Consider the following 13,514-nt stretch of genomic DNA (forward strand, 5'->3'; position numbering starts at 1 on the left):
GAAGCGCGCCGAGTCCCCGAGCACCGGAAGACCCCCGCAGACCGTTCGCTGCGGGGGTCTTCCGGTGTGCCTGCTTCAGGCTGCGGTCACTTCGCGCCGGCCTTCGCCTTCTTCTTCGCGGCCTTGCGCAGCTGCTTCTCGTCGACCGGGAAGTCCTGGCGGGCGCGTGCCCGTCGGTAGTAGTCGGCGGCCTCGGCTTGTCGTTCGGCCTCGACACCGGTGGAGATCGTGGCCCGGCGGTGGATGTCCGAGTAGCCGAATGCCTCGACGAGGTCGAGGGCGTTGGCCGCGAGCTTCGCGCACAGGCGGTTGAGCGTCTCGTTGATCTGGCGTGCACGCGACATCGGCAGACGACCGTACATGAGGTGCCAGGCCATGTGCTTCTCGATGAGTCCGAGACCGTAGGTATCACGCAGCCGACGGAAGACCTTGGCCTGATCGGCCTCGGTCTGCTCCTTCATCTTCTCGTCCAGGGCCTTCCACTTCTCGAGTTCGACATAGGCGCGTGCCATCTCGATGAGTTCGTGCTGGTGGACGTTGAACAGATCGGCTGCCTGAGCGGCCGGCATCTTCGTCGCCGGGCGCAGAGCCTGAGCGACACCGGCGACCATGACCTCGAGACGAGTCTCGAGCAGGGTGCGCTGCAGTCGACCGGACCGGATCCGCTTGTCGCCGAGGTTCGGGGTCAGCACATCAGAGATCGCCCGCCCCGCATTGGCCAGACCCGTGCGGTAGAGAGTGTGCTCGGCGGCCTGAGTGCCGATATAGCGGGCGGCACCGCCGACGTCGAGATGCGCGAATTCCTTCGCATAGTCGCCGAGGAGGCGCTTGGCCGCGAGCTGCAGCAGCACCGTGTTGTCGCCTTCGAAGGTGACATAGACGTCGAGGTCGGCGCGCAGTCCCACGAGCCGGTTCTCTGCCATGAATCCGGCACCGCCGCAGGCTTCGCGGCATTCCTGGATGACGTCGAGAGCCATCCACGTCGAATCGGCCTTGAACGCCGCCGCCCGAGTCTCGAGCAGCGCTCGGTTCTCCTCGGAGTCATCGGCACCGGAGAAGACCTCTTCGAACGATGTCAGCAGCTTCTCGTGCGCAAACGTCGAAGCATATACCGCGGCCAGGGCCGGCATCAGACGACGCTGATGCTGTCCATAGTCGAGCAGCGTGGTCTCGGCGAAGTCGTCACCTGCCGTGAACTGCTTGCGCTCGAGGCCGTAGCGCACTGCGATGTCGAGCGCGAGCTTGGACGCGACGACCGAGGCTCCGTCGAGGGACACCCGGCCCTGGACCAGGGTGCCGAGCATCGTGAAGAAGCGGCGTCCGGGCGACTCGATGGGGGAGGAGTACGTACCGTCTGCGGTGACGTTCCCATAGCGGTTGAGCAGATTGGTGCGCGGGATCCGCACCGAGTCGAAGGCGATGCGACCGTTGTCGACGCCCTTGAGTCCGCCCTTGTATCCGTCGTCTTCGATCGAGATTCCCGGCATCGGCTCACCGGCCGCGTCGCGGATGGGTACGAAGAAGGCGTGCACTCCGTGGTTGACGCCCTGGGTGACGAGCTGGGCGAAGACGACGGCGGCTCGGGCATCGCGGGCGGCGTTGCCGATGTACTCCTTCGTCGCGGCGCGGAAGGGAGTGACGATGACGAACTCTTCGGTCGCGTCATCGTAGGTGGCGGTGGTCGCCACGTTCGCGACATCGGAGCCGTGTCCGATCTCCGTCATCGCGAACGAACCCAACAGCCGTCCTTCCTGAGCGTCGAGCAGCCACTTCCTCTGCTGCTCGGCGTCGCCGAGGTGGAGGATCGCGCCGCCGAAGAGCCCGAACTGGACGCCCGCCTTGATCTGCAGGCTGGGGTTGGCCGTGACGGTCTCCTCGAACCCGGCGACATTCGTGGCGTGTTCGTTCTTCCCTCCCATCTCCGGGGCCAGGCCGGTCAGCGGCAGTCCGGTCGCCGCCATCATTGCGACCCCGTCGAGGGTCTTCGCCCGTGCGGTTTCGAGATCATCGGCCGGGTCATCGTGCGTCGACGGCTCCTCGGCGAGTGTCCGCCCGCGACGGCGAGCCTCTGCCCAGTGTCCGTCCAGGACGTCGTTGATGGCGTGCGGGTCAAGAGACAGCTTCATAGTTCTACTCCTCGTTGTTCGGGCAGGGTTGCCCAGAGCCAGTGAGTGATCGTGGTGGCGAATTCCTCGGGCCGTTCCGGTCGGGACAGCCAGGTCTCGGTGGCGGCGCGGACGAACCCGATCGCCCCGGCCGACCACAGTTGAGCCTGCTCGCCGTCGAGGTCGAGACGTTCGGCCAGCAGTGCGGCGATCGAATTGAAGAAACCGCCGGTCTCCTCGGGCGCGAACCGGTTGACCGCGGTGTCGCAGAAGCGATAGACGTTCGGCGAGTTCGCGGCGAGGGTGACGAAGGCCCGGATCATCGCGGCCAAGGACTCCTCCCCGTCGGGGGCGCCGTTGACCTTCCCCGAGGCGGCCGCGGCATCATCGAGAGACCGGACGATGACGCCCATCGCCCATTCGCCCATGGCCGCTTGGAGGCCCGCCCGGTCGGTGAAGTACCGATAGAGCACTGACTTCGTCGTACCCGAAGCCTCCGATATCTGATCCATCGACATGTCATCGCCGTGTTCGTCGACGACGAGTCGCACGGCCCGCAGAAGTTCGCGACGACGCTCGTCGCGGTGCTTCTGCCACCTCGTCGAGCGACCGTCTGTGATCGATTTCATGTAACAGACAGTATCAGGTACTGTCGGTACCAGCTAAATCAACCACTCGGAGGTGCACATGTCCGCTCCCACCACCCGCGCCGTCATCCTCGGCGGCAACCGAATTCCCTTCGCCCGCTCGAACAAGCAGTACGCGAAGGCCACCAACCTCGATATGCTCACCTCGGCCATCGACGGGCTCGTCGCCCGCTTCGGACTGGCCGGCGAGAACATCGGCGAAGTCGCCGGTGGCGCTGTCCTCAAGCATTCGAAGGACTTCAATCTCACCCGCGAGGCCGTGCTCGGCTCCGCACTGGCACCGACGACCCCCGCCTTCGATCTCGGTCAGGCCTGCGCCACCGGCCTGGAGGCCGTGGTCAGCCTGAACAACAAGATCAACGCCGGACAGATCGACTCCGGAATCGCCTCGGGCGTGGATTCGACGTCCGACGCTCCGATCGTCATCAACGATTCGATGCGCGAGATCCTCCTCGAACTCACCCGCGCGAAGACGATGGTGCAGAAGGCGAAGATCGCCTCCCAGATCCGCCCCGCCTACCTCGCACCGCAGGCCCCGAGCACGGGGGAACCGCGCACCGGTCTGAGCATGGGTGAGCACCAGGCGATCACCACCGCCGCCTGGGGGATCACCCGCCAGGCTCAGGACGAGCTCGCTGCGGCCTCGCACCAGAACCTCGCCGCGGCATGGGAGTCGGGATTCTTCGACGATCTCACCACCCCGTACCTAGGGGTCAGCCGGGACACCAACATGCGTGCCGACTCGACCGCAGAATCCCTCGCGAAGCTCAGCCCCGTCTTCGGAAAGAAGCTGTCCGCGGAGGCGACCATGACCGCCGGCAACTCGACTCCGCTCACCGACGGCGCCTCCTCGGTGCTGCTGGGCAGCGAGGAGTGGGCCGCCGACCACGGATTCACCCCGCTGGCACGCCTCGTCGACGCCGAAGCCGCGGCCGTGGACTTCGTCGACGGGGCCGAGGGCCTGCTCATGGCTCCGGCCTATGCGGTCCCACGTCTGCTGGCCCGCAACGGTCTGACCTTCGATGACTTCGACGTCTTCGAGATCCATGAAGCCTTCGCCTCGACCGTGCTCTCGCACCTCGCGGCCTGGGAGTCCGAGGAATTCTGCAAGGACAAGGTCGGACTCGACGCGGCTCTGGGCACCATCGACCGCGACAAGCTCAACCCGCTGGGTTCGAGCCTCGCGGCCGGTCACCCCTTCGCCGCCACCGGCGGACGCATCATCGCCACCACCGCCAAGTACCTGAAGACCACCGGGAAGAAGCGCTCCCTGGTCTCGATCTGCGCTGCAGGCGGCCAGGGACTCACCGCGATCGTGGAGGCAGCATGAAAGACACCTATCTCTCCCTCGTCAACGGACCGCTGAAGCAGGTCGCGAAGACCCTCGGTCTGCCGCAGCCGGTCGAACTCAACCGCTTCGGATCCACCCCGGCCTCGTATGAGAGCAAGCCGGTCCTCGTCCTCGGCACGGGTCCCGGGGCCCAGGGCCTGGCCGATCTGCTTCTCGAGAACGGTCTCGAGGTCCGCCGCAACGCTCAGACCGGTGAGAAGCTGCGGGCGATCATCGCCGTCCTCGACGATGCGCAGTCCCCGGCAGAGCTCTCGCCCATCGTCCTCGAAGTCGGCGCCGCCCTCCGATCGCTGACGACCTGCGGTCGCGTGATCACGATTTCGACGGCACCGGATGCCGGGAACCAGACACCGGAGCAGGCCGCCGCCACTCAGGGCATCACCGGCTTCACCCGGTCGGTCGCCCACGAGATGCGGGCCGGTGCCACCGCCAACGGCATCCTCCTCGACGGAGTCGACCTCACCGCGCCGTCGGTGGCCGCGGCCCTGTGGTTCCTGCTGTCAGGAAAATCCGCTTATGTCTCCGGCCAGTTCCTCACGGTGTCCTCGGACGCCGGGCAGCGCCTGAGTCTGGACGCGTTCATGTCCACCGGTGACGCCGGGCCGCTGGCCGGTCGCACCGCCGTGGTCACCGGCGCCGCCCGCGGAATCGGGGCCGCGATCGCCGAGAACCTCGCCCGTGACGGCGCTTATGTCATCGGGGTGGACATGCCGCAGGCCGGTCAGGCGCTGGCACAGGTGATGAACAGGATCGGCGGGAAGTCGCTGCAGCTCGACATCACCGCGGCCGACGCTCCGGACAAGATCACCGAGGCGCTCGGAGCCCCCGTGGACGTCCTCGTCCACAATGCCGGGATCACCCGCGACAAGATGCTGGCGAACATGGACGCCGCCAAATGGGATTCGGTCATCGCCGTCAATATCGCCGCGCAGACGATGATCAATGCCCGCCTGGCAGAGAAGGGCCTCTTCGCCGAGGGCGCCCAGGTCATCTCCCTGGCCTCGACCTCGGGAATCGCCGGCAACCGCGGACAGACGAACTACGCGACCTCGAAGGCCGGAGTCATCGGACTCACAGCCGCCTCAGCGGAGGACTTCGCGGCTCGTGGGGGAGCGATCAACGCGGTCGCACCCGGGTTCATCGAAACGGATATGACCGCGAAGATGCCGACGCTGACCCGTCAGGTCGCGCGCCGACTCTCGAGCCTGCAGCAGGGCGGCCAGCCGATCGACGTCGCCGAAGCCATCGGCTTCCTCGCATCAAGCGGTGCCCGCGGAATCAACGGGCAGACCCTGCGCGTGTGCGGTCAGAACATGGTGGGTGCATGATGGCGGATTCGATGCTTCCCGTCTACGCCCGGGCCCTGCTCAAGACCCTCCCGGTGGGACCGCGCACCAGCCCGGAGCTGCCGGACCATGCGATCGATCGCAGCATTCCGCTCGAACCGGTCGCCTATGCGGGCTTCGCCCATGTCGTCGGCCAACGTCTGGACGATATCGTCCACCCCGGCTACCTGCACATCCTCGGCTTCCCACTGAGCATGCAGCTGCTGGCCGACCCCGAGGTCCCGCTGCCGATGATGGGGATGGTCCACATCCACAACCGCGTGGACATGCATTCGCAGGCCCGCCTCGGCGAGGTCGTCGACTTCCACCTCGAACTCGCCGGGCCCTTCGAGCACACGAAGGGTACGACGATCGAGATTCGACTCGAGGCGAAGGTCGACGGGCGTCCCGTGATGGAGGAGGTCTCGACGTACCTGGCCAAGGGGCGCAAGCTGTCCGGAGCGAAGCCGAAGGCACAGGTGCCGCACCTCGAGTTCGCGGCACCACAGCCGAGTGCTGTGTGGCGTCTGGATCCGATCATCGGTCAGCGCTATGCGAAGGTCTCCGGCGACTACAACCCGATCCACCTCAACGGACTCGCCGCGAAGGGATTCGGGTTCCCCCGGCAGATCGCCCACGGGATGTACAGCGCCTCTCGGGCGTTCTCGGCAATGGATCCCCGACTCGAGTCCTACCGGTGGGACGTGTCGTTCGCGAAGCCGATTCTGCTGCCCGGCACGGTCGGCTATGCGCTGACCGAAGGACGGCGTCACGAGGCCGCGCAGTCGGCCGTCTTCGACCTGAAGTCAGGTAAGCCGCACGTGCTCTCGCAGGTGGCACACCTCGAACGATGAGCAGAAAAGTAAAGTGCGTCACAAAAGCCGATTTCGATTTTGCGACACCGTTTCGCGCATGTAGAGTTATATCTGTTGCCAGCGCGAGTGGCGGAATTGGTAGACGCGCTAGCTTGAGGTGCTAGTGCCCAACTTATCGGGCGTGGGGGTTCAAGTCCCCCTTCGCGCACAACGAGGAGATGGCCTCCGGATTTCGATCCGGAGGCCATCTCCGTCTTCGGGGGTCATTGGGGCTTCCGCGGGTCGAAAGATCATACGCACTCATCCAGATCACCACGTATGAACTTCTGACCCGCTGATACACACCATTTGGACAGTGAGCCGCGCCCGCCGGTGGGATACGGTGGTAGCTGTCAGGCCGATCACAGCACTGCCGCGTGATCCACCCACCATCGAGGGGAGTCCCCGTGTTTGATTTCAGCGCCGCAGAGGACGAAGTCACCGAACTGTGCCGTCAGCTCATCCGCATCGACACCCAGAACTGGGGCGGGAACAGAGCCAACCCGGAGCTTCCGGCGGCCGAACTCATCGCCTCCTGGCTCGCCGAGGCCGACCTGAAGTCCGAGATCGTCGAATCCTCTCCGGGGAGGGCCAACCTCGTCGCCCGCGTCAGAGGCTCCGATCCGGAGGCTCCGGCGCTCGTCGTCCACGGCCACACCGACGTCGTTCCCGCCGCAGCGGAGGACTGGAGCGTCGACCCCTTCGCAGGTGTCGTCAAAGACGGCCTGCTGTGGGGCCGCGGCGCAGTGGATATGAAGAACATGGACGCGATGATCGTCGCCTCCATCCGCGCCATGCTGCGCCAGGGGCTCACGCCTCGCCGCGACCTCATCATCGCCTTCTTCGCCGACGAAGAGGCCGGAGGCAACTTCGGCGCCCGCCATATGGTGCGCAATCGTCCCGACCTCTTCTCCGGAGCCTCCGAGGCGATCTCGGAAGTCGGCGGCTACTCCGTCGACATCCGCGGGCAGCGCGTCTACCTCATCCAGACCGCGGAGAAGGGCCTGGCCTGGCTCAACCTCGTCGCCCACGGCACCGCCGGACACGGATCTCAGCGCAATGACGACAACCCCGTCACGCGTCTCGCGGCCGCGATCACGCGCATCGGCAGCCATCCATGGCCGCAGGAGATCCCCTCGGCCACACGGAAGCTCCTCGAAGGCGTCTCCGAGATGACGGGAATCGAGTTCCGGGCAGAGACGATTCCGCAGCTGCTCGCCGAACTCGGTTCGGTCGAGAAGTTCGTGGCACCGACCCTGCAGAACACATCGAACCCGTCATTCCTCGAAGCCGGTTACAAGCACAATGTCATCCCCGGCACAGCGACCGCCTACGTCGACTGTCGCACACTGCCCGGCCGGCACGAGGACGTCATGCTCACGATCAAGGAGCTCGCGGGGGAGGGCATCGATATCAGCGCCGAAGACGAGGGTGAGGCACTCGAGTCCCCTTTCGACACCCCGCTGGTCGCGCAGATGCAGAAGAGTCTGCTTGCCGACGACCCGAGCGCGAAAGTTCTGCCCTACACGCTCTCCGGCGGTACGGACAACAAGTCGATGGCCGAACTCGGCATCACCGGCTACGGCTTCGCCCCGCTCCAGCTCACCGGCGACCTCGACTTCCCGGCCATGTTCCACGGAGTCGACGAGAGAGTGCCGATCTCGGCACTCAGGTTCGGGGCGCGGGTTCTCGGGGACTTCCTGATGAGGGCATAGCAGTCACGACGATCCCGATGAGCACTCCGACAGCGCTGAGCACCGTGGTCGCAGTGACCACGGAGCCCGGGATCGGCAGCAGCACATCGAGTGCCAGCGCCCCGACGAGGTTGCCGAAGAGGGCGAACAGGCTGAGCAGCAGCACGCCCAGCCTCGCCACGGTCACCGTGGTCAGGGCGATGAAGACCACGCCGAAAGCCCCGCCGAGGAGGATCCACCACTGATCGGGTGCGGTCGGGAGGCCCTGCCACGGAACACCCGAGACGAGCAGGGCGGCCGTGCCGATGATGAGCGCCGCGAAACCGACCGTGAAGTTCACCGTCGTCGCGACCACCGCCGATTCGGTGGCGGCTCGGATATGGCCGTTGAATGCCTGCTGCACACTCGTCAGTGCTCCGGAGACGAACGGAAGCAGGGGAGCCCACAGCGGAATCCCCGACTGCAGGCGGTCACCGGCGGCGTAGGCCAGGGAGGCGAGCACGATGAGCACACCGAGGATGCGCAGCGCGTTGAGGCGCTGTCGGCCTCCCGGCGGCAGCTCGGTGGAGTCGACGATGAGTCCGCCGGTGACCTGACCGGAGACGAACGCCATCGTGAACATCGCTACGCCCATCAGGGGAATCGTCGTGGCCTGGGCGATGACGACGAGCCCGCCGCTCAAGCCCCCGAGGAGCATCCACCAGGGCAGCCTGCGTTCGCGCAGGAGAGCGAACAGGCGTCGGGAGGCGGCTCGGGATCGAGCCGAGACGACGAGGGCGATGCCGACACAGAGAAGCCCGACGAGGAACGAGATGAGCGCGGCGAAGACGGCGTGGCCGAGCACCTGCCCGAGCAGACCGTTCGCGCGCCCCTGCAGAGACATCGCCGCTCCCGCGACGATCGTGACGAGCCCAGCGGTGACGACGGGGACGAGCGAGGACGATCTCAAGCGATCAGCTGCTCAACGTCAGCGGCATGATCTTCCGGCGCAGCCATACGGTGCGGACTCCGCCGACCGAGATGCGGGTGCGGGCGAGTTCCCACTGGCCGTATTCCGCCTGGTCGTTGAGTTCCTGCAGGCTGACCGACCGCGGCACATCCTTGGAGAACGAGACCTTCCGGAACTCGTAGGTCATACGTGGACGCTGACGTTTCATAGCCTCACCCTAGACGATCTGGGCTAATCTTGACGGTATGCCCGTCATCGTTCTGCTGCGGCACGGCCTCTCCAGCGCCAATGTCTCCGGAATCCTGGCCGGACGCGCCCCCGGCGTGTCCCTCACCGACGAGGGGGTCCGTGCGCTGCGAGCCAACCTGCGGCTGCTGCCGCACCGGCACTTCGCCCACCTGCTGCATTCGCCGCTGCAGCGCTGCGAACAGACCGCGACGATCGCGACAGAGGCGGCCGAATTCGAGCACATCGACGTCGATGAGGACATCATCGAACTCGACTACGGCGAATGGACGGGACGAGCGCTCACAGAACTGGGGGAGGAGCCCCTGTGGAAGACCGTGGTGAAGTCGGCATCGCAGGCCCGGTTCCCCGGAGGGGAATCCATCGCCGAGGCGGCCGATCGTTCCACGGCCCGTGTCCGAGAGCTCGTGGCTCAGCTGCGTGAGGAGGAGCGTGCCGATGCTGAGGGCGGGGCCACCGCGGAACCGGTGGCCGACGCTGGGAAGCCGGTGCCGCCTCGGTGGGCGATGGTCGTCTCCCACGGGGACATCATCAAAGCGATCATCGCCGATGCGCTGGGAATGCCGCTCGATGACTTCCAGCGTCTGAGCGTCGCCCCCGGATCGTTCACGGTCATCGATCACTCCGGTGCCGAACCGGTGCTCGCGGCGATGTCGGTGACCGCCGCCGGACTCGCGCAGTCGGCCGCCGTCGGCGGGGGCGGAATGCGCTGATCCCGGCACTCGAGAGCGAATGCCGGGATCAGGATGTCGGTGTGCGGAGGTGCGGCGACTCAGACGGCGGCGAGGACTCCCGTGCCGAGCAGGATGTAGAGGACGATGCCCACGGCCACGCGGTACCAGACGAAGACGGCGAAGGACTTCGTCTGCACGTATCTGAGGAACCAGTGGATGACGACGAGGCCGAGAGCGAACGAGATGACCGTGGCGAGGATCGTCGGCCCCCAACCGAGCACCATGTCCTCGCTGCGACCGAGGGTCTGCGCCACGCCGTAGAGGCCCGAACCGACGACTGCGGGAATGGCCAGCAGGAACGAGTAGCGGGCCGCGGAAGGACGGTCGAAGCCCATGAAACGCCCGGCCATGATCGTGCCGCCCGACCGTGACACGCCGGGGATGACGGCCAGTGCCTGAGCGAAGCCGAACAGGATGCCCTGACCCCAGTTCATGTCCTCGAGGGTGCGTTCGCGCTTCCCGGCCCAGTCGGCGACGCCGATGATGAGGCCGAAGACGATGAGCATCGTGGCGGTGATCCACAGGCTGCGCAGGGCGCCTTCGATGTAGTCCTGGAAGAGCAGACCGATGATGACGATGGGGATCGAACCGATGATGATGAGCCAGCCCAGGCGCACCTCGGGATCCCTGCGATCATGCTTGCCGACGAGTGCCTTGCACCATTTCGAGATGATCGTGACGATATCGCGCCAGAAGTAGACGACGACGGCCGCCTCGGTGCCGATCTGGATGATGGCGGTGAAGAACGCACCGGGGTCGTCACCGGGCAGCATGAGTTCGCCGACGATGCGCACATGCGCCGAAGAGGAGATCGGGAGGAACTCGGTGAGTGCCTGCACGATTCCGAGCACAGCAGCGACCAGCCAGTCGTACATACGACTCCTTGAGAATATGAGGTGGGAACGAAACCACGGTAGTCGCCGCATCGGGTAACCTCAAGAAGCATGAAGCACCAACGACTCGGCACCACCGGTTTGGAAGTCAGCGATGTGGGTCTCGGGACCTTCGAGTGGGGACACCGGGTCGATGACCAGGTCGCTCAGCGCCTCGTCGATGAGTTCGAAGACGCAGGTGGCAACCTCATCGAGCTGCCCAGCTCGGCCACGATCGCCGCTGAGGTGCTCGGGCAGCTGAGACTTCCCGAAGAGATTCTGCTGCTTGCCCGAGTGGGCGTGTCCATGAGTGAGCCCGACCACATCGAGGTCGGACTGGGGCGCTCCAGAATCCTCAGCCAGGTCGATTCGCTGCTGCGCACGGTGGGACGAGATCACGTCGACGTACTGGTCCTCGATGTCTTCGATTCCGAGGTCGACCGCGTCGAGACCGCTTCGGCGGTCGAGACACTGCTCACCCTCGGAAAGATCCGCTACATCGGCGTGTCCCATCACACCGGATGGCAGCTGGCGGAGATGCGCGGAGCCGGGGTCCCGGTCGCCTGTGCCGTCGCCGAATACTCCCTGCTCAACCGCGAAGCCGAGGCAGAACTCATCCCCGCTGCCGACTATGCCGGAGTCTCACTCATCGCCGGAGCCGGACTGGGCCGCGGTGTGCTCACCGACAAATACCGCAACGCCACCCCGCAGGATTCGCGACTGGCGGGGGAGCTGAGCGAATACGCCGGTGCCTACCTCGACGACCGGTCGAACCGGGTGCTCGCCGGGGTCCGCCGTGCAGCGACCGCTCTGGGCGTGTCGACGACGGATATCGCACTGGCCTTCAACCGGCAGCACGGAATCGCCAGCACTCTGGTCTCGCCCCGAACCCCGGCGCAGCTGGCGGAGGTCACCGGCAGCGATGTCGAACTGGCGCGGGAGATCGCCGAGGTGCTCGATCAGATCTCCTGGAGTCCGTCGGCCTAGAGCGCAGTGGCGCCGAGCACGCAGTGACGCTGAGCGCGAACGAGTCGTTCAGTCGTCCTCGTCATCGTCGTCGAGGACGAACTCGTCATCGTCCTTGGCATCCTCGACATCATCGAAGAGCTCGAACGGGGTGACTTCGTCGAACGCTGTGTAGATCGCGTCTTCGTAGATTTCGAAGGCATCGGCCAAAGCCATATAAGCGGCTTCGACTCGGGGGTCTTGGTCACCGTTGCGGTGTGCGGATGCAGCGTAGTGCTCTCTCACTGCTTCGAGGAATGCGTCCAGGGCCTCACGAGGATCTGTGCTCATGACTCAAATGTATCCCAGGCCGGACCGACATGTAAGTCTTTGAACTAGGCTGAAGACATGGCAGCTCTGTACGACCACCCCACACCCGATCGTTTCGTCGTCGGCACAATCGGACTTCCCGGCGAGAGGACGTTCCTCCTCCAAGCGAAGTCCGGCAACGCGCTCACGACCGTGGTCGTCGAGAAGGAGCAGGTCGAGATCCTCTCCGATCGGGTCACCGAACTGCTCGACATGGTCATGATCAAGGACCCCGCCGCCCGGGTGCCGCAGACGGCACTCGACGATCTCATCGACAATGCCGGGCTCAACGTGCCCATCGAACCGGAATTCCGCGTCGGCACGATGAGCCTGGGCTGGGACACCGTCAAGCATGAGCTCGTCATCGAGTGCTTCGAACTCACCGAGGCGGACGCCCAGGCCGGAACCTCCGCCGACCCCGATGACGACGAAGTCGAACGCGAAGTCCTGCGCATCGTCCTCGACGCCGCAGCCGCACGGGAGTTCGCCCGCCGCGGCGAACAGGTCGTCAGCGCCGGACGCGGTGACTGCCCGTTCTGCTCCCTCCCGCTCGAACCCGACGGTCACCTGTGCCCCCGTGCCAACGGGATCCCGCGCGCCTGATCAGTGATGGACCACGGGATGCTCCTCGACGCTTTGGAAGCGGGGGACTGGACGGAGATGGGTTCGATCCCACGCGCCAGCAACGACACCCGACTGCTCGTGCTCGACCACGAGGGCCGGGCGATCAAGGCCGTGTACAAGCCGATCTCGGGCGAACGCCCGCTCACCGACTTCCCATTGGAGACACTGGCCCTGCGCGAAGTCGCGGCCTACCGTCTGTCTGCCGCACTCGATCTGGGAGTGGTCCCGCCGACGGTGCTGCGAGACGATCTGCCCGCCGGCCGCGGATCGCTGCAGGCCTATGTCGAAGCTTCCGACGATGACGAAGCCGTGACCCTGTCGGCGGTCGACGCGATCCCCGTCGATCACACGCCGATCTTCGCTCTGCGCACCGAAGACGGTCGTGACCTCGTACTCTCCCATGCGGTCGATGAGGGTCTGCGGGCCGTGGCCTTCTTCGACCTCCTCGCCAACAACGCCGATCGCAAAGCCGGTCATGTCATCTCCGGCTGCTGCCTGCCGAGCACTGCCGCGGCCGATAAAGGCGTCTTCGGCATCGACAACGGTCTGACCTTCCACGATGAGGAGAAGCTGCGGACCGTGCTGTGGGGTTTCTCTCGCGCCTCGTTCCATGCCGAAGAGATCGAGGCGCTCGAGGAGGTCGCCGCAATGGACGAGGCACTGCGGGCACAGCTGAGCGACTGTCTGTCGGCAGACGAGCTGCAGGCGCTGAGGCACCGGGCGAACCGGCTTCTCGCCGCCGAGTTCTTCCCCGAAGCATCTGCCGATCGGACCGTCATTCCCTGGCCGCCGATCTGAA

The 13,514-nt window shown here is 65.8% G+C and carries 14 protein-coding genes and 1 tRNA gene; 9 read left to right on the plus strand and 6 right to left on the minus strand.

Annotated features, from left to right (window positions below):
- Positions 1-86 precede the first annotated feature (86 nt).
- Positions 87-2,126 (minus strand): acyl-CoA dehydrogenase, encoded by a 2,040-nt coding sequence (locus FHG09_RS04000; protein ID WP_152346416.1) that lies wholly within the window; start codon positions 2,124-2,126, stop codon positions 87-89.
- Positions 2,123-2,734, minus strand: a complete 612-nt coding sequence (locus FHG09_RS04005) for a TetR/AcrR family transcriptional regulator (protein WP_152346417.1) — start codon at positions 2,732-2,734, stop codon at positions 2,123-2,125. Before FHG09_RS04005 ends, FHG09_RS04000 begins: the two co-directional genes overlap by 4 nt.
- A 58-nt stretch (positions 2,735-2,792) precedes the next feature.
- On the opposite strand from FHG09_RS04005, the gene FHG09_RS04010 reads away from it, so the two are divergent.
- From FHG09_RS04010 to FHG09_RS04030, 5 genes are all read left to right on the plus strand, one after another.
- Positions 2,793-4,082, plus strand: coding sequence for an acetyl-CoA C-acetyltransferase (locus FHG09_RS04010; RefSeq protein ID WP_152346418.1), 1,290 nt, complete (start codon positions 2,793-2,795; stop codon positions 4,080-4,082).
- Complete coding sequence (locus tag FHG09_RS04015) at positions 4,079-5,431, plus strand: 3-oxoacyl-ACP reductase (RefSeq protein ID WP_152346419.1); 1,353 nt, start codon at positions 4,079-4,081, stop codon at positions 5,429-5,431. The genes FHG09_RS04010 and FHG09_RS04015 overlap by 4 nt, the downstream gene beginning before the upstream one ends.
- Positions 5,428-6,282 carry a MaoC family dehydratase gene (locus FHG09_RS04020; protein ID WP_152346420.1) on the plus strand — a complete coding sequence of 285 codons (855 nt, stop codon included), beginning with the start codon at positions 5,428-5,430 and terminating at the stop codon, positions 6,280-6,282. The genes FHG09_RS04015 and FHG09_RS04020 overlap by 4 nt, the downstream gene beginning before the upstream one ends.
- Before the next feature lie 81 nt (positions 6,283-6,363).
- Positions 6,364-6,451: transfer RNA gene (locus FHG09_RS04025), tRNA-Leu, on the plus strand.
- 238 nt (positions 6,452-6,689) lie between these two features.
- On the plus strand, positions 6,690-7,997 hold the full coding sequence (locus FHG09_RS04030; RefSeq protein ID WP_152346421.1) for a M20/M25/M40 family metallo-hydrolase: 1,308 nt from the start codon (positions 6,690-6,692) through the stop codon (positions 7,995-7,997).
- Here the strand turns inward: FHG09_RS04030 and FHG09_RS04035 are convergent.
- Both FHG09_RS04035 and FHG09_RS04040 read right to left on the minus strand, forming a co-directional pair.
- Complete coding sequence (locus FHG09_RS04035; protein WP_152346422.1) at positions 7,951-8,925, minus strand: DMT family transporter; 975 nt, start codon at positions 8,923-8,925, stop codon at positions 7,951-7,953. The two genes, FHG09_RS04030 and FHG09_RS04035, sit on opposite strands and share 47 nt — an antisense overlap.
- A 4-nt stretch (positions 8,926-8,929) precedes the next feature.
- Positions 8,930-9,112: a DUF5703 family protein gene (locus tag FHG09_RS04040; RefSeq protein ID WP_152346423.1), complete on the minus strand. Its 183-nt coding sequence runs from the start codon at positions 9,110-9,112 to the stop codon at positions 8,930-8,932.
- Positions 9,113-9,170: 58 nt separating this feature from the next.
- Between FHG09_RS04040 and FHG09_RS04045 the strand changes: the two genes are divergently transcribed.
- On the plus strand, positions 9,171-9,884 hold the full coding sequence (locus tag FHG09_RS04045) for a histidine phosphatase family protein (RefSeq protein ID WP_152346424.1): 714 nt from the start codon (positions 9,171-9,173) through the stop codon (positions 9,882-9,884).
- 59 nt (positions 9,885-9,943) lie between these two features.
- On the opposite strand, the gene FHG09_RS04050 is transcribed toward FHG09_RS04045, so the two are convergent.
- Entirely contained in the window at positions 9,944-10,780 is an 837-nt protein-coding gene (locus tag FHG09_RS04050) for an undecaprenyl-diphosphate phosphatase (protein ID WP_152346425.1), read from the minus strand.
- 69 nt (positions 10,781-10,849) lie between these two features.
- Between FHG09_RS04050 and FHG09_RS04055 the strand changes: the two genes are divergently transcribed.
- Complete coding sequence (locus FHG09_RS04055) at positions 10,850-11,764, plus strand: aldo/keto reductase (protein WP_152346426.1); 915 nt, start codon at positions 10,850-10,852, stop codon at positions 11,762-11,764.
- Positions 11,765-11,812: 48 nt separating this feature from the next.
- On the opposite strand, the gene FHG09_RS04060 is transcribed toward FHG09_RS04055, so the two are convergent.
- Positions 11,813-12,073 (minus strand): hypothetical protein, encoded by a 261-nt coding sequence (locus tag FHG09_RS04060; RefSeq protein ID WP_152346427.1) that lies wholly within the window; start codon positions 12,071-12,073, stop codon positions 11,813-11,815.
- A 57-nt stretch (positions 12,074-12,130) separates the two neighbouring features.
- Between FHG09_RS04060 and FHG09_RS04065 the strand changes: the two genes are divergently transcribed.
- Together FHG09_RS04065 and FHG09_RS04070 are read left to right on the plus strand one after the other, a co-directional pair.
- Entirely contained in the window at positions 12,131-12,694 is a 564-nt protein-coding gene (locus FHG09_RS04065) for a DUF3090 family protein (RefSeq protein ID WP_152346428.1), read from the plus strand.
- Between the two features lie 18 nt (positions 12,695-12,712).
- Positions 12,713-13,513, plus strand: coding sequence for an SCO1664 family protein (locus FHG09_RS04070; protein ID WP_227492535.1), 801 nt, complete (start codon positions 12,713-12,715; stop codon positions 13,511-13,513).
- Position 13,514: the final 1 nt, after the last annotated feature.

The organism is Brevibacterium sp. CFH 10365, from assembly GCF_009299785.1.
Taxonomy (GTDB): domain Bacteria; phylum Actinomycetota; class Actinomycetes; order Actinomycetales; family Brevibacteriaceae; genus Brevibacterium; species Brevibacterium limosum.